This is a genomic window from Pseudomonas syringae group sp. J254-4 (assembly GCF_032586855.1).
GTDB classification, from domain to species: Bacteria; Pseudomonadota; Gammaproteobacteria; order Pseudomonadales; family Pseudomonadaceae; genus Aquipseudomonas; species Aquipseudomonas amygdali.
The window spans coordinates 69,701-87,772 of record NZ_JAWHOO010000019.1; the positions used below are offsets into that span (position 1 = coordinate 69,701).

The 18,072-nt window shown below is 59.0% G+C and carries 21 protein-coding genes and 1 riboswitch; of the genes, 10 read left to right on the plus strand and 11 right to left on the minus strand.

The genetic code is table 11. From position 1 onward, the window contains the following. Nucleotides 1–152 precede the first annotated feature (152 nt). Both RYB09_RS20610 and RYB09_RS20615 read left to right on the plus strand, forming a co-directional pair. The gene (locus RYB09_RS20610) at nucleotides 153–1,151 is read left to right on the plus strand and encodes a class I SAM-dependent methyltransferase (RefSeq protein WP_316889991.1); all 999 of its coding nucleotides are present in this window, start codon (nucleotides 153–155) and stop codon (nucleotides 1,149–1,151) included. A gap of 39 nt (nucleotides 1,152–1,190) precedes the next feature. Further along, nucleotides 1,191–1,384: riboswitch (yybP-ykoY riboswitch) on the plus strand. A 13-nt stretch (nucleotides 1,385–1,397) separates the two neighbouring features. Then, on the plus strand, nucleotides 1,398–1,982 hold the full coding sequence (locus RYB09_RS20615) for a TMEM165/GDT1 family protein (protein ID WP_002552184.1): 585 nt from the start codon (nucleotides 1,398–1,400) through the stop codon (nucleotides 1,980–1,982). A gap of 54 nt (nucleotides 1,983–2,036) precedes the next feature. Here the strand turns inward: RYB09_RS20615 and RYB09_RS20620 are convergent, their stop codons facing one another. From RYB09_RS20620 to RYB09_RS20635, 4 genes are all read right to left on the minus strand, one after another. After that, a complete protein-coding gene (locus RYB09_RS20620) occupies nucleotides 2,037–2,855 on the minus strand; it encodes a M48 family metallopeptidase (RefSeq protein ID WP_003365550.1) in 819 nt (272 codons plus the stop codon). A 183-nt stretch (nucleotides 2,856–3,038) separates the two neighbouring features. Next, complete coding sequence (locus tag RYB09_RS20625; protein ID WP_058402420.1) at nucleotides 3,039–3,668, minus strand: SOS response-associated peptidase; 630 nt, start codon at nucleotides 3,666–3,668, stop codon at nucleotides 3,039–3,041. Nucleotides 3,669–3,697: 29 nt separating this feature from the next. Beyond that, entirely contained in the window at nucleotides 3,698–3,958 is a 261-nt protein-coding gene (locus RYB09_RS20630) for a DUF2007 domain-containing protein (RefSeq protein ID WP_057421880.1), read from the minus strand. Beyond that, nucleotides 3,958–4,140 carry a CPXCG motif-containing cysteine-rich protein gene (locus tag RYB09_RS20635; protein ID WP_002552181.1) on the minus strand — a complete coding sequence of 61 codons (183 nt, stop codon included), beginning with the start codon at nucleotides 4,138–4,140 and terminating at the stop codon, nucleotides 3,958–3,960. Before RYB09_RS20635 ends, RYB09_RS20630 begins: the two co-directional genes overlap by 1 nt. A 106-nt stretch (nucleotides 4,141–4,246) precedes the next feature. Here RYB09_RS20635 and RYB09_RS20640 point away from each other — a divergent pair, with 106 nt between their 5' ends. Both RYB09_RS20640 and RYB09_RS20645 read left to right on the plus strand, forming a co-directional pair. Further along, complete coding sequence (locus tag RYB09_RS20640) at nucleotides 4,247–5,410, plus strand: 1-acyl-sn-glycerol-3-phosphate acyltransferase (RefSeq protein WP_010192881.1); 1,164 nt, start codon at nucleotides 4,247–4,249, stop codon at nucleotides 5,408–5,410. 305 nt (nucleotides 5,411–5,715) lie between these two features. Continuing rightward, nucleotides 5,716–5,922 (plus strand): hypothetical protein, encoded by a 207-nt coding sequence (locus RYB09_RS20645; RefSeq protein ID WP_057413506.1) that lies wholly within the window; start codon nucleotides 5,716–5,718, stop codon nucleotides 5,920–5,922. 87 nt (nucleotides 5,923–6,009) lie between these two features. Here RYB09_RS20645 and RYB09_RS20650 read toward each other — a convergent pair whose 3' ends face one another. Beyond that, nucleotides 6,010–6,591 (minus strand): YajG family lipoprotein, encoded by a 582-nt coding sequence (locus tag RYB09_RS20650; protein WP_002552178.1) that lies wholly within the window; start codon nucleotides 6,589–6,591, stop codon nucleotides 6,010–6,012. 228 nt (nucleotides 6,592–6,819) lie between these two features. Between RYB09_RS20650 and RYB09_RS20655 the strand changes: the two genes are divergently transcribed. Continuing rightward, complete coding sequence (locus RYB09_RS20655; RefSeq protein WP_122259514.1) at nucleotides 6,820–7,053, plus strand: hypothetical protein; 234 nt, start codon at nucleotides 6,820–6,822, stop codon at nucleotides 7,051–7,053. Nucleotides 7,054–7,774: 721 nt separating this feature from the next. After that, entirely contained in the window at nucleotides 7,775–9,283 is a 1,509-nt protein-coding gene (gene mqo / locus RYB09_RS20660; protein ID WP_058407978.1) for a malate dehydrogenase (quinone), read from the plus strand. Between the two features lie 102 nt (nucleotides 9,284–9,385). Here mqo and RYB09_RS20665 read toward each other — a convergent pair whose 3' ends face one another. Next, nucleotides 9,386–10,282, minus strand: coding sequence for a homocysteine S-methyltransferase family protein (locus RYB09_RS20665; RefSeq protein ID WP_058402417.1), 897 nt, complete (start codon nucleotides 10,280–10,282; stop codon nucleotides 9,386–9,388). A 110-nt stretch (nucleotides 10,283–10,392) separates the two neighbouring features. Between RYB09_RS20665 and RYB09_RS20670 the strand changes: the two genes are divergently transcribed. Next, complete coding sequence (locus RYB09_RS20670; RefSeq protein WP_002552174.1) at nucleotides 10,393–11,214, plus strand: ABC transporter substrate-binding protein; 822 nt, start codon at nucleotides 10,393–10,395, stop codon at nucleotides 11,212–11,214. Then, a complete protein-coding gene (locus tag RYB09_RS20675; protein ID WP_058402416.1) occupies nucleotides 11,211–12,044 on the plus strand; it encodes an amino acid ABC transporter permease in 834 nt (277 codons plus the stop codon). Before RYB09_RS20670 ends, RYB09_RS20675 begins: the two co-directional genes overlap by 4 nt. A gap of 156 nt (nucleotides 12,045–12,200) precedes the next feature. Here the strand turns inward: RYB09_RS20675 and RYB09_RS20680 are convergent, their stop codons facing one another. From RYB09_RS20680 to RYB09_RS20690, 3 genes are all read right to left on the minus strand, one after another. Beyond that, complete coding sequence (locus tag RYB09_RS20680) at nucleotides 12,201–12,488, minus strand: PA4642 family protein (RefSeq protein WP_316889999.1); 288 nt, start codon at nucleotides 12,486–12,488, stop codon at nucleotides 12,201–12,203. 66 nt (nucleotides 12,489–12,554) lie between these two features. Further along, a complete protein-coding gene (locus RYB09_RS20685; protein WP_230017543.1) occupies nucleotides 12,555–13,049 on the minus strand; it encodes a hypothetical protein in 495 nt (164 codons plus the stop codon). A gap of 66 nt (nucleotides 13,050–13,115) precedes the next feature. Continuing rightward, the gene (locus RYB09_RS20690) at nucleotides 13,116–13,673 is read right to left on the minus strand and encodes a hypoxanthine-guanine phosphoribosyltransferase (protein ID WP_002552171.1); all 558 of its coding nucleotides are present in this window, start codon (nucleotides 13,671–13,673) and stop codon (nucleotides 13,116–13,118) included. A 207-nt stretch (nucleotides 13,674–13,880) separates the two neighbouring features. Between RYB09_RS20690 and upp the strand changes: the two genes are divergently transcribed. Both upp and RYB09_RS20700 read left to right on the plus strand, forming a co-directional pair. After that, on the plus strand, nucleotides 13,881–14,519 hold the full coding sequence (gene upp, locus RYB09_RS20695; RefSeq protein ID WP_002552170.1) for a uracil phosphoribosyltransferase: 639 nt from the start codon (nucleotides 13,881–13,883) through the stop codon (nucleotides 14,517–14,519). A 4-nt stretch (nucleotides 14,520–14,523) separates the two neighbouring features. Beyond that, nucleotides 14,524–15,801 carry a uracil-xanthine permease family protein gene (locus RYB09_RS20700; RefSeq protein ID WP_002552169.1) on the plus strand — a complete coding sequence of 426 codons (1,278 nt, stop codon included), beginning with the start codon at nucleotides 14,524–14,526 and terminating at the stop codon, nucleotides 15,799–15,801. Nucleotides 15,802–15,989: 188 nt separating this feature from the next. Here the strand turns inward: RYB09_RS20700 and hemH are convergent, their stop codons facing one another. Beyond that, nucleotides 15,990–17,012, minus strand: coding sequence for a ferrochelatase (gene hemH, locus RYB09_RS20705; protein ID WP_316890001.1), 1,023 nt, complete (start codon nucleotides 17,010–17,012; stop codon nucleotides 15,990–15,992). Between the two features lie 22 nt (nucleotides 17,013–17,034). Then, nucleotides 17,035–17,937 carry a TIGR01777 family oxidoreductase gene (locus tag RYB09_RS20710; RefSeq protein ID WP_316890002.1) on the minus strand — a complete coding sequence of 301 codons (903 nt, stop codon included), beginning with the start codon at nucleotides 17,935–17,937 and terminating at the stop codon, nucleotides 17,035–17,037. Nucleotides 17,938–18,072: the final 135 nt, after the last annotated feature.

Below are 18,072 nucleotides of genomic sequence, written 5' to 3' on the forward strand. Positions count from 1 at the left end.
GCAGAGCGTCGAGAACTGCATTCCCACGCTGGAGCGTGCGGAACGATCATCTCAACTATCGTGCGGCGCTCCGCGTCGCATGCCGTTCCGGACGCTCCGCGTCCTCCTGACCCATATCCTGTTAGACTGCGCGCTTTTTCAGGAGCCATTCCATGGACCCGCGCAGTGAAGTGTTACTCCGTCAGGCCGAGCTGTTTCAGGGCTCGCTGTTGCTGGTCGGGCTGCCCGCCGATGACCTGCTCGGAAAACTGCCGGAAGCGCGTGGATGGTGCTGGCATGCCGGTGATCAGGCCGCGCTGGATGCGCGGTTCGAGGGCCGTGTGGATTTCGGCGTTGAAGCGCCAGAGGCCGCCTTCGAAGCCGCCGTGCTGTTCCTGCCCAAAGCCCGCGATCTGACCGATTACCTGCTCAACGCCCTGGCTTCCCGCCTGGCCGGGCGCGAGCTGTTTCTGGTCGGTGAGAAACGTGGCGGAATCGAAGCGGCTGCAAAGCAACTGAGCCCCTTCGGCCGCGCGCGCAAGCTCGACAGTGCCCGCCACTGCCAGCTCTGGCAGGTTACTGTCGAGAACGCACCGCAAGCCGTTACGCTGGAAAGCCTCGCCAAGCCCTACCAGATCGACCTGCAGGACGGCCCGCTCACGGTTGTCAGCCTGCCCGGCGTTTTCAGTCATGGTCGACTTGATCGCGGTTCGGCGCTTTTACTGGAAAACATCGACAAGCTGCCGAGCGGCAACCTGCTCGACTTCGGCTGTGGTGCCGGCGTACTCGGTGCAGCGGTCAAGCGTCGCTACCCGCACAACGACGTCATCATGCTGGACGTGGATGCGTTCGCAACCGCAAGTTCGCGCCTGACCCTCGCCGCCAATGGCCTGCAAGCCCAGGTGTTGACCGGTGACGGAATTGACGCAGCGCCAATGGGTTTGAACACGATTCTCAGCAACCCGCCGTTCCATGTGGGGGTTCATACCGACTACATGGCAACAGAAAACCTGCTGAGAAAAGCCCGCCAACATCTTAAATCAGGCGGCGAACTGCGCCTTGTCGCGAACAACTTTCTGCGTTATCAGCCACTGATCGAAGAGCACGTCGGGCAGTGCGAAGTCAGGGCTCAGGGCAGCGGTTTTAAAATCTACAGCGCCAAACGCTCCTGAAATAAGCACTTGCCGAAACGTTTTTGCGGAGGCAGAATCCGCTCCGTCCTAGGGGAGTAGTCTCCCACGAGCGCCATGCTCGTCCGGCACGTATCAACATACTTGGTCCTCAGACCATGGTACGTGCGACCCGGAATCCGCTCAGACGGATCGGTGGTTTGACAAGACCTATGACACGAACACCTTACCCGGGGCGGGGAGGTCGTACGTGTCATAGCCGTGTCGACCCGCCCCTTAGGAAACCTGATGCTGGAATCATTCTTAATCCCCACCGCTGTGGTTGCGCTCGCCGAAATCGGTGACAAGACGCAATTGCTCGCACTCATTCTCGCCGCACGCTTTCGCAAACCCTGGCCGATCATTGCGGGCATTGTCGCCGCAACCCTGGCCAATCATGCGGCAGCAGGCGCTGTAGGTGCATGGTTCAGCAGCTTCCTGTCAGACGCAGTGCTGCACTGGATCCTTGCCGCCAGCTTTACCGCCACGGCACTGTGGACACTGGTGCCGGACAAGATGGACGATGACGAAGCCAGCACGGCGCGCAAGTTCGGCCCGTTCATGACCACGCTGATTACGTTCTTCATCGCTGAAATCGGTGACAAGACGCAGATCGCCACGGTGATGCTGGCGGCGCAGTATTCCTATCTGTGGCTGGTCATTCTGGGCACCACGGTGGGCATGCTGCTGGCCAACGTGCCGGTGGTACTGGCGGGCAATTTCGCCGCCGAGAAACTGCCGCTGACCCTGATCCGCCGACTGGCTGCCTGCGCGTTCTTCGTGCTGGCGCTGGTGGCGGTTTACAAGGCAATGCAAGTCAGCGGCTGGGTGTAATGCTGGCCCGTAGCGTTGCAAAGACACTCGCAACGCTACGGGCGACTCATTCACTCAGGATTTGGGGGCAGCCTGATACAGCGGCATGACTTTCGGAATCGCAGCCTGCAACGAAGCGATGCGACTTTCCGAGGCCGGGTGAGTGCTCATGAACTCAGGCTGCGAACCACCGGAGTTCTGGGTCATCTTCTGCCACAGGGTGATCGCCGCATTCGGGTTGTAACCGGCACGTGCGGCCAGTTCCAGACCGAGCAGATCGGCTTCGTTCTCGTTACTGCGGCTGTTGGGCAGTGTCAGGCTGTAGTTGACCACGGTATCTGCCAACGCCAGGCTGTCCTGTCCCAATCCCAGCAAGGCACCTGCGCCCTGCTTGGCCATTGAAACGCCGTATGCCTTGGACATCGCTTCACGCCCGTGCTCGCGCAGGGCATGGGCGATCTCGTGGCCCATGACCGCAGCGATTTCATCGTCGGTCAGCTTGAGGGTATCAATCAGACCGGTGTAAACGAAAATCTTGCCGCCAGGACCACAATTGGCGTTCAGCTCGTCGCTCTTGATCAGGTTGACTTCCCACTGCCACTGCGCCGAATCAGGCCGCAATTTGGGCGCCTGGGCAATCAGTCGATTGGCGATTGCATGAACCCGCTTGGCATTGGCGCTGGTGGTGTCCAGCACCCCTTTGCTGGTCGCCTCGCCAACGGTCTGCTGGTAGGACTGGGCGTACATTTTGTTGACTTCATCCGTGGAGAGCATGCTGAACATGTACTGTTTGCGCTCCACACCGACCGAGTCGCCACTCGTGGTATTGACTGCCTGACACCCGCCGAGCAGCAACGCAGCGCTCAAGGCACAGAAGGCAAATGAAGGACGCATGGTGTATCTCCTTGTGTGTAAAACGGTCAGTCCCGGGGCAGACCTCTGCGCCAGATACCGGCCAACTGGCATCTTGGTCTTTGACAGAGGTGGATGGTTCCCGCAGGTATGTCCAGTTTGTATCAGATGCGCTTCAAGGCGGATATCGGATTTGTCTGATTCATCGGTCTTATCCCTGCCCGCCTAGCTCAATGGCGTCAGACACTCAGGTGCATTGAGCTTCGGATCGTTGACCAGATTGGCCAGTGGTCGCTCTCGCAATGCGGTCTGCGGGGCAGCCAGCAAGGCTTGCAGGGTCGGCAGCGGCGTGTCGGCGGCCAGCCAGTCTTTCTGGCCCTTGGCATCCAGAATCAATGGCCGACGCTGGGTCGCAGCCGCCTGGGTGACCACCGCGACGCTCAGGTACGTATGCCCCTGCACCGGATAGGCTTCCCAGATGGCGGCGAAAAACAGCGCGGCGCCCTCCCCCGGCGTCAGCCAGAACGGACGCTTGCGCACCGTGCCGCGCCATTCGTAAAAGCCGTTGGCGGGGAGCAGACAGCGGCGATGGGTGAAGGCATCGCGAAACATCGGCTGCTCGGCCACGGTTTCGGCGCGGGCATGGGCGGGAGTTTTCGACAGATCGGTGAGCCAGGCCGGGGTCAAACCCCAGCGCGCACGCACCAGTTCGATACCGCCCTCGTTTTCGGCGGCACGCATGATCAACACCCAGTCGGCTGGCGAAATGTTCCATTGCGCCTGCTGATCGGCGGGAAAACCGGGCAAGGCGGCAAAGGCAGGGGTCCAGCGAAACAGGGCGAAGCGTCCACACATGGGGGCTAATCAGACTCTATTGAAGGTGCTCAGCACACCAGTACATCGGGGAAGTCGTCCGGCTCATCGCCAGACAAGGGCGAAGCGCTATTGTACGCAGTGATCAGCTCGCGTGCCCGTTCGACCTGTGCATCGTCGACCTTGAGCGCCAGAAGCCCCAGCCCCGGCAGCTCGCCCATCGCACCGAGCAGGTCGCGACCGGCGAGATGCGCCTTGATGCCTTCGCTGGCGAGCATTGCCAGCAGCAACTCGGCCTCCATGAGGTTCTCGGGCTCGTAGATCTTTTGCATCACTCGTTCTCGCTGCGAACATCCAGGTTCCAGTCTTCGCCGTCGGTCTGCAGGTCGAAAATGATCGGGCGGCAACAGACCGGACAGTCTTCAATGTACTGTTGATCGCCACCGGACAGGTCCAGTACGGCCTCGACAGGCTCGCCGCAATAAGGGCAGTCGTAACTCTGTAATTCCTGCATCAAGGTCTCCGGGATCAGTTATGCGTATAATTGCCCCATTCTTCAGAAGGCTGTTTTAACAAGTACGTCTTCTTTTTACCCTATCCGATTCCAACAAGAGAGCATGATGGGCGAATTTGATGCCATCCGACCGTACAACGATGCAGAAGTCCCCGCCGTCTTGGCACGCCTGCTGAGCGACAAAGCCTTTCTCGCAATTCTGACCCGATTCCGTTTTCCCCGCCTGGCGGGCGCATTCGGCTGGCTGCTGCAGCCGACACTGGCGCGCAAGCTGCGTCGCGAGTTTGCCGGTATCGACTCGGTCGCCACGCTGCAGGACAAAGTCGAATATTACGTCGACCACACCATTGAGCGCGCCACGGACGGAGTCACCTACACCGGCGTCGAGCAGCTCAAGTCCGGTTGTGCCTATCTGTTTCTGGCCAACCACCGCGATATCGTCATGGACCCGGCGTTCGTCAACTATGCCGTGTACCACGCAGGCCTGCCAACTCCGCGCATTGCCATTGGCGACAACCTGCTGCAAAAGCCGTTTGTCAGCGACCTGATGCGCCTGAACAAGAGCTTCATAGTGCACCGCTCGATTATCGGGCGGCGCGAGAAAATGGCGGCTTACCAATTGCTGTCGGCGTATATCAACCACTCGATTACCAAGGATTGCCAGTCCATCTGGATCGCCCAGGCCGAAGGCCGCGCGAAGGATGGTGACGACCGCACCGAGTCGGCAATCCTCAAAATGTTCCACATGAGCCGCAAGGACGAGCCGTTTGGCGACGTGATTCGCTCTCTGAACCTGATCCCGGTTTCGATCAGCTATGAGTACGATCCGTGCGACAGCGCCAAGGCCCGCGAGCTGTACATTCGTGCAACTACCGGCTCATACACCAAGACGCCGGGCGAAGACGACGTGAGCATTGCATTGGGCATCACTGGCTATAAAGGTCGCGTGCATGTGAACTTCGCGCCGCCGATCACCGAGCACTTCGAGGACACCAAGCAACTGGCTATCGAAATGGACCGGCAGATTCTAGGCGGCTATCGTCTGTTCCCGGTGCATTACCTGGCGTACGCGCAATGGAGCGACGCCGACCCGAGCCTCGACGTACCGCCAGCGTCCGCAGTGTTTGCGGCCGACGAACTCGAACGCGCCAAAGATGAATGGGAAGGTCGCCTGGCAGGCGTGCCGACCGAGCATCGCCCTTACCTGATTCAGCAGTACGCGACACCGGTGCGCAACCAGTACCGGGTCAAGGCCGGGCTGGCGCTTTAAGAACTGCGAACGCCTATCGTGCCCATGCTCCGCGTGGGTACGCCGCTCTGAACGCTCTGCGTCCGGTCTTGAGCGCGTCAGCGCGCCGTGACGCAGAGCGTCACCCAAAATGCATTGACTGAAACACCGCCTTCGCAAGCAAGCGAAGCGTCGCCCGGCTCGCTCCCACAGGGCTTGTTCTGATCCAGGCGGTGTTCCAGAAACATCCTGCATGACAATTCGCTGCCACTGTCACCCAAGCGTAACGTGACACCCTCATTGTGTGGCTCCTCGAGAAACGGACTTCCCTCTTTTTGGAGCTTGTCATGCTGCACGCAAAAAATCAGGATCGCCTTTACCTCATCGCCCAGAGCGATGAACAGCAGGAGTTGATCGACGGTCTGGCCTTCAACGTTCAGGACCGCCATTGGCTGGTCTATTGCGCACTGGGCGGGCACGTTCATCATGACCTGCCGGATATGGATCAGGACACCGGTTTCAGTTTTCTGGATTTTTATCAGCAGGCAGCCTGAGCCTGACAACGACCTCACGGCCTATACCGAATAAAGCAAAAAGCCCGGCCCCCTCAACAAGGGCCGGGCTTTTTTTCGCTGCGGGGATTACTGCGCCAGGGTCGAACCGATGGTCGGGTCCTGGAAGACGCGGGTCAGTGCATCACTCAACACGTCACTCACCAGCTTGGTGTTGGTTTCCTGGTTCGGGGCCATGCCGAAACGCTGATCCAGCGATGCGGCGTAACGGCCACTGTAGCTGCGACCGTTATTGCGTACGTCAGCGCGGAACGTCGAGCTGATGGTGGCTTCAGTCACGTACAGACCTTCTTTGGGCGACTGGTACTTCAAGTCTGCCAGGGTCACGGTCAACTGCGGAGCGTTGCCACCCTGAGTCGGCGTAAAGCCCAACAGGCGTACTGCCGCCTCGGCCTGAGCCTGAAGCTTGGGAACGATATCCGCACCGTTGACGCTGATGGCACTGGTTTCCGGGTACATGCCGCCACGCGTGCCCAGCGTCGGACCAGGGCGGCCGTCGACTACGCGCACCACCACAGGCTGACCACGCCCTACGGCCGCAAGCTGCGCGTTGAGCTTGGGAGTGGGGCTGAGTTGTTGCGGACTGTGGGCACAGCCCACCAGGGTCAAACTGCTTACAGCAAGCAAACCGAACAAAATGCGACGCAGCATGCTCATTTCTCCATGGGCCAGACACTGAATGTGCCGCAGTATAGCGGCCAGCAACAGCCGCTAACCAGAGGGCGCTGACCGTTAAGCCTCGGACATTCGGCACGTCTCGGGGTTCAGGCAGCAGCTTAGGCAATGATTCGTGCAGCGCAATGTAATCAGGGCGTCACATCCAGTTGGCAGACTCGCCCTCATCGCACAGACGCTCATCCACGTCACAGGAGCTGCGCCATGAATCTGTTCCGGTCTCTGTTCACCGCACGCCACCAGCATCGCTATTACGCACGCATTGATCAGGCAGGCATTTGCTGCGCGTTCAAGCATTGTGCGCAACGCCCGTCTGGCGTCGAGTGGGTGGAAGTGACCGAGCAACGACTTGCCTGGCTGAACCAGCCACTGCCCGCCAGCGCCCGGGTGACACAGCACAGCGCACGTTCAACGCGCGGCCAGTTGCTCACCGCCTGACCCGATAGAGAATAAAAGTCATTTAAAGCGATCAATTCCTGCCATTTCATCGCTATAATCTCCCCCCGATTATAAGGACGTCTCCTGATCGGGCCTCGCAGCATTGCTAATCACCGTATTAGCGCCTTCGTACTGCCCACAGAGAGCCGCCCACACAGGTCATGTGCGCACGAGTGTGCTCGATGAAAGGTGAAGAATGCTCGAATCGTATCGAACCTTTCTCGCCCGCCAGCGCCTCACTCTTGGTGCCCCTGACCTGCCAGCGCTGTCATCGCAGCCATTTTGAGGTTTGGTTCACGTTCCCAAAAGGACGTGAAAAACGGGTTTCACTACTTCACAAGAGTGTGGCGAGCAAATGAATAGGTACGCGTTTGTAAATGCACCATCAGCCTCTGAACCGGCTCTCTTGAACAGGACTGACCGCGACTGCGCCTCCATCACCGGAGCCTGACGCCATCGACAGGAGCCCATCGGGCGATGGGTTCCCTGACGATGGTCGAATGGCCTTGCGGGCCTGGAAATGCGTTCATGAAACATTGATGAACCATGACCGGGCCTGACCGGGACCTGCGCTTTAAATGCGGAAAATTGCGAAGAATCGGTCAGGCGATCCTGGCCAGGAAAGCGAGGGCACCCTTTTGATCCAGACCCCGAACACCTGGCAACCAGCCTCAGGATCGTATGCCGTCAATTTGGTGCTGCAGATTTTGGAGACGCGTTAATGGCGCATAACGAAGCAGTCGACGTAGTACTGGTCGGAGCGGGCATCATGAGTGCCACTCTGGCGGTATTGCTCAAGGAGCTCGACCCCGGCCTCAAGCTGGAAGTCGTTGAGCTGATGGACTCCGGTGCTGCGGAGAGTTCCAACCCGTGGAACAACGCCGGCACCGGCCACGCTGGTCTGTGCGAGCTGAACTACACGCCGCCTGCGGCTGATGGCTCTATCGACATCAAGAAAGCGGTGCACATCAACACCCAGTTCGAAGTCTCGAAACAGTTCTGGGCTTACCTGGCGCGCAAAGGCACCTTCGGTTCAGCCCGTTCATTCATCAATCCGGTCCCGCACCTGAGCTTTGTGCAAGGCGAAAACGGCATCTCGTTCCTCAAGACCCGTTTTGAAGCCATGAGCAAGCATCACGCCTTCTCGTCGATGGAATACACCGAAGACAAGGCAAAGCTGGCCGAGTGGATGCCGCTGATGATGCCTGGGCGGCCGGCTGATGAAAGAATTGCCGCAACACGCATGATGAACGGCACTGACGTCAACTTTGGCGCACTGACCAATCAACTGCTCAGCCATCTGTCCAGCGCTCCGGGCACGCAGATCAAGTACCGCAGCCGGGTCACCAACCTGACCCGCAACGGCGCAGGCTGGACCGTGAGCGTCAAGGACGTGAATGGCGGCGGCACACGCGAGATAGATGCCAAATTCGTATTCCTCGGTGCAGGTGGCGCAGCATTGCCGCTGCTGCAACTGTCAGGCATCGAAGAGAGCAAGGGTTTTGGTGGCTTCCCGGTCAGCGGCCAATGGCTGCGTTGCGACAACCCGGAAGTGGTCAAACACCATCAGGCCAAGGTTTACAGCCAGGCAGCCGTGGGTTCGCCGCCCATGTCGGTGCCACACCTGGACACCCGCGTGGTCGATGGCAAGAAGTCCCTGCTGTTCGGACCGTATGCCGGCTTCACCACCAAGTTCCTCAAGCACGGTTCGTTTCTCGACCTGCCACTATCGGTACGCGTCGCCAACATCAAACCGATGCTGGCAGTGGCCCGCGACAACATGGACCTGACCAAGTACCTGGTCAGCGAAGTGATGCAATCGATGGAGCAACGCCTGGAGTCGCTGCGCCGCTTCTATCCGGAAGCGAAAGCCGAAGACTGGCGTCTCGAAATCGCCGGTCAGCGCGTGCAGATCATCAAGAAAGACGCGAAAAAAGGCGGCGTGCTGCAATTCGGCACCGAGCTGGTGTCCGCGAAGGACGGCTCGCTGGCCGCCTTGCTGGGTGCTTCGCCGGGGGCTTCTGTCACCGTGTCGATCATGCTGGAACTGCTGGAACGCTGCTTCCCGGAGAAAACCCGCACCGAGTGGGCTGCCAAACTCGACGAGATTTTCCCGGCTCGGGAAAAGATCCTCGAAACCGATGCGCAGTTGTATAACCGCGTCCGCGCCCAGAATGACGAGGCGCTGGAGCTGGTCGAGAAAAGCAGTCAGGAGCAGAGTTTCGCCTGAGCTGATTGCGTTGCCATGAAAGCCCTGTGCATCTGAAACGCTGTATAAACAAAAAGCCCCGTGGCTCTACCGAGTCACGGGGCTTTTTGTTGCGAACGTCAGTCAGAGGCTTTTGGACAATACAGCGATGTGCTCCGGACCAATGCCGCAGCAGCCGCCGATGTGCGTGGCACCGCGCGTTACCCAGTCTGCCGCCCACTGCTGATAACCCTGCGGGTCAAGGTCTTCTCGCAGCTCATCCAGACCGTCGTTGGCCTTGGCGTCCTTGGGTTGCGGCGGGAAAGCGTTGGCGTAGGCACCAATGGCAATGTCGACGTTCAGGGCTTTGAACACCTCACGCGCCGCATCGATTGCACCACCAATCACCTCTGGCTGGCTGCAGTTGAACAGCAGCGTCGCAACGCCCATCCCGGCAGCAGCCTTTGCCGCATCGGCAACGGGCTCGCCTGAACGCAAACGCGGCACCTCATCGGTGTCTTCATCCTGAAGAGTAAACGACAACCAGAACGGTTTGCCGTCATTGGGCAACCCGGCGCGGATGGTTTGCGCTTCAAGAATGCAGCTTTGCGTCTCGGCCAGCCACAGATCGACGTACGGCGACAAACCGGCAACCAGTGGTTTCAGAACATCGGCGGCCAGTTCCGGCTTGTACAGGTCAGGGCGATAGGAGCCGAACAGCGGCGGAATGGAACCTGCCACCTTTGCACGACCGCCAGAAGCGTCGGCCGACTCACGCGCCAGTCGCCCGGCCAGCGCTGCCAATGCCTGACCTTCGCGGGCAAAGCGCTCTTCGCCAATATGAAACGGCACGACGGCATAGCTGTTACTGGTGATGACCTGAGCGCCGCTTTCGATGTAAGCGGCGTGTACCGCACTGACGGCCTCAGGTGCTTCGCTCAATGCCAGAGCCGACCATTCAGGCTGGCGAAACGGGGCACCGCGGCGCTGCAGTTCACGGCCCATGCCGCCATCAAGAATTACAGTTGTGCCTTGCGTCATATGTGATCTGCTTATATGTATATGAAAAAAACTCATTATGAGTCAGTCTTGTATAACGTATTTAATACGGCCCTTTAATCAAACTACAAACACTTTTTCAGGGGATTTCTGTGAACTATCGCGCTCTGCTGGGCATTGGCCTGGTCACTCTGGCTGCCTCCACTCAAGCCCTGGCCGGTGCCACGCTGGATCGCGTGCAGAAAAACAAAGAGCTGGTCAACGTCCTCATGGAAAGTTACCCGCCCTTCTCTTTCCTGAATGACAAGAACGAACTCGACGGTTTCGACGTGGATGTCGCCAAGGCCGTGGCGCAAAAGCTGGGCGTCAAGTTGCGCCTCGAAACGCCCTCCTGGGATGTCATCGCCGCAGGCCACTGGAGCGGCCGTTACGACATCTGCGTGTGCTCGATGACCCCGAGCAAGGCACGCGCTGAAGTCTTCAACTTCCCGGTCGAGTATTACGCATCGCCTGCGGTGATTGTGGTCAATGCCTCGGATGATCGCATTCATTCGGCCAAGGACCTGAGCGGCAAGAAAGTCGGCCTGACCAGCGCCTCGAGCTACGAAAGCTACCTGAACAAGAATCTGGTCATCGATGGTGCGGAAGACAAGCCACTGCAGTACCCGTTCGACGATGTGCAGATTGCCCCGTACGACAACGACAATGTGGCGTTTCAAGACCTGGGGCTGGGCGCTGGCAAGCGGCTGGACGCCATATTGACCAATCTGGTGACGGCAAAACCGCGTCTGGACCAGGACAAGCGCTTCAAGCTGGCGGGCGAAACGCTGTACGAAGAACCCAACTCCGTGGCCATCGAAAAGGACGACCCGGAATGGGACGCCAAGGTTCGCGAAGTGTTCGCCGAACTCAAGAAAGACGGCACGCTGAGCAAGCTGTCGCAAAAGTGGATCGGTGCTGATATCAGCAAATGACTTCCTTCCAGCCCCAACGCCCACCCGAGCAGGCTGATCAAGGCCTGCTCAAGCGAGTTTTCGGTTTCCGTACGCGGCTGTACCTGACCTGGCTGGTCATGTTTGTGCTGTTCGCCGGCTTCTTTCTGAGTTTCGATCTGAAGCTTGCGATCATCCTCGACAAACTGCCCAACCTGATCGGCCTGCACCTGGCTCCCAACGGCTTTCTTCAGGGCGCTGCACTGACGCTGTTTGTTTCGCTGTGTTCGATTGTGGTTTCAGTGCTGCTGGGTTTTGTCACCGCACTGGCGAGGCTGTCCAGCAGTGCAGTGGCGTTCGGCATCGCCAGCTTTTATGCGTCGTTCTTTCGCGGCACGCCGCTGCTGATCCAGATTCTGCTGATCTATCTCGGCTTGCCGCAACTGGGCATCGTGCCCGGCGCAATCGCGGCGGGGGTTATTGCGCTGTCGCTCAACTACGGGGCTTACCTGAGCGAGATTTTTCGCGCGGGAATCATCGGCGTCGCAGCCGGACAGCGAGAAGCCGCACTGGCCCTGGCGTTGCGCCCTGCGCAGATATTCTGGCGCGTCACCCTGCCCCAGGCCATGCGCACGATCATTCCGCCGACCACCAACCAGTTCATCTCCATGCTCAAGGATTCGTCACTGATTTCAGTGATGGGCGTCTGGGAGGTGATGTTTCTGGCTCAATCGTATGGCCGCTCCAGCTATCGATACATCGAAATGCTGACCACTGCAGCGGTGCTGTACTGGATCATGTCGATCGGCCTGGAGCTGTTGCAGTCCAGGCTGGAACGGCATTACGGCAAGGCGTATCAGGCGCGCAAATGACTGCAGTTCTCACGCTCCGCGCCTAGCCCTGGCAACAAGAAGCATTGCCACGAGAGGTGTTCTCCCGCGCGCCTCTCGTTCCTCACGCTCCGCGTGGGAATGCAGTTCCGGACGCTCTGCGTCCAGCCCTGGCAATGCGGTGCATCGGCAAGATAATTACGTACGGGCTTTTTCGATCAGTTCGATGTATTCATCGGCATTACGCTGATCCTTGATCAGGGCAATGAAGTCGTTGTCGTGCTCGTCCTTGCCGTCGAAGTCGTGGCCCGCTTCCCTGAAAAACACCAGAAAGCGTTCAAAATCGTTGATGCGCAGCCCACGGTAGGCCTTGATCAGTTTGTGCAGCGACGGCGAGGTAGCATCATACGGCTCGAAGTCGAGGAACAGTTTGATCTGCTCATCGCCGATCTCATCGCCAATCAACTGCTTCTTATCTTTACGCATTACAGGCTCCAGCAGGTCGCAGACACTTTCACGGGCGGGCAGTTTACCCCTCGGCAAGCACAGCGCTCAACGCGCACGTGCAGAGGTGGTATGCAAATCGGCCCAGATATGCCCGTTGGCGTAACTGAGGAACTGGCAATAAACCTTCTCGTTGCGCAGCAAGTCGACCAGTACGCGGTACTGGGCCAGTGGGTAATAAAGCGTCAGGGTGCTAGTTGGCTCGTCGTAGGTCGGCTTTTTCAGGCTTTTGCTATCGCCACCATCAAAGTGCACAAGCACCTGTGAAATGGACGCGCCCTTGTTCAACGACTTGCCTTTGAGGCGCAGCGACAGCGGGGAAGTGACCGGAATCGGCTGCTGGCTGGATTGCCGCTGGTTACCGGCAACGATGGTGTATTCGGTGACACGCATCAACTGTTGCTGCTCGGGCGCACCCTCACGCAGGCTCAGGTCATCAGGCGGCAGATATTGCTCGTGCATCGGGCTGGCCGATACCGGCGCAGCAACTGTCAGACCAGACAACAGCACCAACGCCACAGCGCCGGGAATCATTAGCTTCATTGAGGGTTTCCATATAATCGCGAATCGACGACCGCCCCTGTTCGCAGAAGCGGTCGTCAGAATGCCTTACATCCCTTTGACCGCATAGATACCGGCAGCGTTACGCCAGTAGCCTTTGTAGTCCATACCGAAACCGAAGATGTAGCGGTCGATGCACGGCAGGCCGACGTAGTCGGCTTTCAGGTCCGGGCGGGCCTTGCGGTCGTGGTCTTTATCGATCAGCACGGCAGTGTGCACAGCGCGGGCACCGGCGTGTTTGCAGAAGTCGATGATGGCGCCCAGGGTGTGACCTTCATCGAGGATGTCGTCGATGATCAGCACGTCACGGTCGATGAACGAGACTTCGGGTTTGGCTTTCCAGAACAGATCGCCGCCAGTGGTTTCGTTGCGATAGCGTGTTGCGTGCAGGTAGGACGCTTCCAGCGGGAAATTCAGATGAGTCAGCAGCTTGCCAGAGAAAATCAGGCCGCCATTCATCACGCAGAACACCACCGGGTTGCGTTCGGCCAGTTCGGCATTGATCTGCGCGCCGACGCGGGCAATGGCAGCATCCACTTCGGCCTCGGTGTACAGGCAGTCGGCTTCGCGCATGATTTGACGGATATGCTCGAGATCAGCGGACATGACGCTCTCCAGGTAAGGCAGTTTGAGAAAAGCGGGCAAAGGTACGCATCCGTTCAAGCCAGAGCAAGTGATTCTGGACTAACGTTGCGTGTGTCTTGCAAAAGCCGCGAACGTCGAAGCTTCGTAACGATACTGCACGTGCTTTAAGACAGTAACAGCTGAATAGATTAACCTAGACCGATTTTTGCCCCGCTGGAGCCTTTCCCCATGCCCATTCGTGAGATCCGTCACCCGCTGATCCGCCACAAGCTCGGCCTTATGCGCCGCGCCGACATCAGCACCAAGAACTTCCGTGAGCTGGCTCAGGAAGTCGGCGCGCTGCTGACCTATGAAGCCACGGCTGACCTGACCCTGGAAAACTACGACATTCAGGGCTGGGCCGGTACGGTTTCAGTCGAGAAAATCGCGGGCAAGAAAATCACTGTCGTGCCGATCCTGCGCGCCGGTATCGGCATGCTCGACGGCGTCCTCAGCCTGATTCCGGGTGCCAAGGTCAGCGCGGTCGGCGTGGCCCGCAACGAAGAAACCCTGCAGGCACACACTTACCTAGAAAAACTGGTCCCGGAAATCGACGAGCGCCTGGCAATGATCATCGACCCGATGCTGGCCACCGGCAGCTCGATGGTCGCCACCATTGACCTGCTGAAGAAGGCTGGCTGCAAGGAAATCCGCGCGATGGTTCTGGTCGCGGCACCTGAAGGCATCGCGGCCGTAGAGAAGGCACACCCGGACGTGATGATCTACACCGCCTCCATCGACGAGCGTCTGAACGAACACGGTTACATCATTCCGGGCCTGGGCGATGCCGGTGACAAGATTTTCGGCACCAAACAGAAGGACGCGTAACCCGATGACGCAGCAGGAGTTCAACGATCCACTGTGGCGCACGATTCTTTCCGGCGCGCAAATGCTGTTCGTGGCCTTTGGCGCACTGGTATTGATGCCGCTGATCACCGGGCTCGATCCAAACGTGGCGCTGTTTACGGCAGGCCTTGGCACATTGCTGTTCCAGATTGTCACCGGGCGTCAGGTGCCGGTGTTTCTGGCCTCGAGCTTTGCGTTCATCACCCCGATCATCCTCGCCAAGGGCCAGTTCGGTCTGGCCGCGACCATGGGTGGCGTGATGGCGGCAGGCTTCGTCTACACCTTTCTCGGTCTGGCGGTGAAGATCAAGGGCACAGGTTTCATCGACCGGCTGCTGCCTCCGGTGGTGATAGGGCCGGTGATTATTTCCATCGGTCTGGCCATGGCCCCGATTGCGGCCAATATGGCGATGGGCAAGACCGGCGACGGCGTAGTGCTGATTCCTTATCAGACCGCCATGCTGATTTCGATGCCCGCGTTGCTCACGACTCTGATCGTGGCGGTGTTCGGCAAAGGGATTTTCCGTCTGGTGCCAATTATCTCAGGTGTGCTGGTGGGCTTTGCGCTGTCGTTCTACTTTGGCGTGGTCGACACGAAAAAGATTGCTGACGCGGCCTGGCTGGCACTGCCGCACTTCACCGCACCGGAATTCAACTGGCAGGCGATTCTGTTCATCGTCCCGGTTGCTCTGGCCCCGGCCATCGAGCACATCGGCGGCGTGATCGCAGTCGGCAGTGTGACCGGGCGCGACTACCTGAAAAAGCCGGGCCTGCATCGCACGCTGTTCGGTGATGGCATCGCCACGACGGCCGCAGGCCTGTTTGGCGGCCCGCCCAACACCACTTACGCCGAGGTGACCGGCGCAGTGATGCTGACCAAGAACTACAACCCGCAGATCATGATCTGGGCGTCGTTCTTTGCCATCACCCTGGCGTTCATCGGCAAGTTCGGTGCGTTGCTGCAGAGTATTCCGGTGCCGGTAATGGGCGGGATTCTGTGCCTGCTATTCGGTTCGATTGCAGCGGTGGGGATGAACACGCTGATCCGCCACAAGATCGACCTGGCCGAAGCCCGCAACCTGGTCATCGTCTCGGTGACGCTGGTATTCGGAATCGGCGGCGTACTGATCGGCACCGGCAACGGCCCGAACGACTTTGGCCTGAAGGGCATCGCCCTGTGCGCCATCACCGCGATCATCCTCAACCTGGTCCTGCCGGGGCATGACAGCTGGAAGCGCAACAAGCCGGATGATCAGTTGCTGTAATGGCTGGAGCGTGAGGCACGATAGTTTGACTATCTTGCGACGCTCCGCGTCGGCATGCCGTTCTGGACGCTTCGCGTCCGATTTTGAAGCTGTGGCGCTGCACAGATCTGTGACGCAGAGCGTCACCCAAGGCATTCCCACGCTGGAGCGTGAGGAACGATAGTTCTGCGACTATTGCGTGCGGCGCATCACAGCATCAACGGCGCTCGCTCGCAAAGCCTGTTCAGCTCTTTCGCCCAGTTGGGGTCGTCGTTCAGGCACGGTACCAGCACCAGTTCCTCTCCCCCCGCTTCCTTGAACTGCTCGGCACCACGGTCGCCGATCTCTTCCAGGGTCTCGATGCAGTCAGCCACGAATGCCGGGCACATGACCAGCAGCCTTTTCACGCCCTGCGCAGCCAGTTCATCGAGACGCGCCTCGGTGTAGGGTTCGATCCACTTGGCACGCCCCAGACGTGACTGAAACGACACAGACCATTTGCCGTCAGGAATGCCCATGCGCTTGGCGAACGCCGCCGCCGATTGTATGCACTGGGCGCGGTAGCAGGTGGCAAGCACTTCGGCCGGCGCGGTCATGCAGCAATCGTCCTTGAGGCAGTGTTTGCCGGTCGGGTCGAGCTTGTGCAAATGCCGCTCGGGCAAACCATGGAAACTCAGCAGCAAGTGGTCGTAAGGTTGTTCCAGATGCGGCCGCACGCTTTCCACCAGCGCACTCAGGTATTCGGGCTGATCGTAGAACGGCTGCAAAACCGAGAACTGCATCTTCAACGATTTGGCGCGCACCACGCGCTTGGCCTCTTCGATCACCGTCGTCACGGTACTGTCGGCAAACTGTGGATAGAGCGGCCCCAAGGTGACTTTCTTGAAGCCCTGCTCTGAAAGGCGCGTCAGCATCGTTTCGATAGACGGCTCGCCATAGCGCATCGCCAGCTCGACCGGCCCGTGCGACCACTCTTTTTTCATCGCCTGCTGCAGGCGCTTGCTCAGCACCACCAGCGGCGAACCTTCATCCCACCAGATGGACGCATAGGCATGCGCGGACTGCTCTGGCCGCTTGATCAGAATCAGCGAGACCAGCAGCCTGCGGACGGGCCACGGCAGGTCGATCACATAGGGGTCCATCAGGAACTGGTTCAGATAGCTGCGCACGTCTGCCACTTGAGTAGAAGCAGGCGAACCCAGATTGACCAGCAACAAAGCGTGATCGGTCATGCAACATCCTATTTCAAAGCGTTCAGTGGCGACCCAGCAAATCCTGCAGGGCAGTGTCGAGTTCGGTGTACTTAAATGTGAAACCGGCTTCCTGCAAACGCTCCGGCCGGGCACGCTGGCCACCGAGCAGCAGTACCGAAAGCTCACCCAGCAATACTTTCAGGGCCAGCGCAGGCATGGGCATGAATGCCGGTCTATGCAGAATGCCTGCCAATACCTTGGCAAACTGACGATTGCGCACCGGTGATGGCGCACAAACATTATAAGGACCCTTTGCTTCATTCGTATTCAACAGAAAATCAATCGCCGCAATTTGATCGTCAATGTGAACCCAGGGCATCCATTGCCTGCCATTACCGATAGGCCCGCCCATGCCGAACTTGAAGGGCGGCAACAAGCGCTGCAGGAACCCGGCGCGGTCCGACAGCACCAGTCCGGTACGGATCAGCACCACACGTACACCCAGCGACTCGGCACGTTGCGCGGTTTCTTCCCATGCGTTGCACAACTGACTGGCAAAATCTTCTTTGGCAGGCAGTGAAGTTTCATCGATTTCACGCTCGCCGCTGTCGCCGTACCAGCCGACCGCAGAACCGGAAATCATCAGCGCAGGCTTTTGCGAGCGGGTACCCAGCCAGGTCAGCAGTTGTTCGGTCAGCCCGATGCGGCTTTCCCACAGCAGCAGGCGACGCTTGCGGGTCCAGGGGCGATCCGCAATAGGCGCGCCCGCCAGATTGACGATTGCATCCACCGGCTGCGCACCCAATTCATCAAGGCTGGCAATGCCACGCACCGACGCGCCGCACAGGTTGGCGACATCGGCGGGTTTTCGGCTCCATACCGTCAGTTCATGGCCCTGAGCAGACCAGAAACGGCAGAGCGCTCGTCCTATCAAACCAGTACCACCGGTCAGCAATATGTGCATGGCAGATAACCTCGCGTGGCGTACGTGACAATTGAGTAGTCTTATTTTTACCAGTGGCGATCTCCGTGACGCTTGTCCGGAAAACGAAACTGTCAGTTGAACCATAGGCCACAGCTTAATGGAGCGCAGCCATGA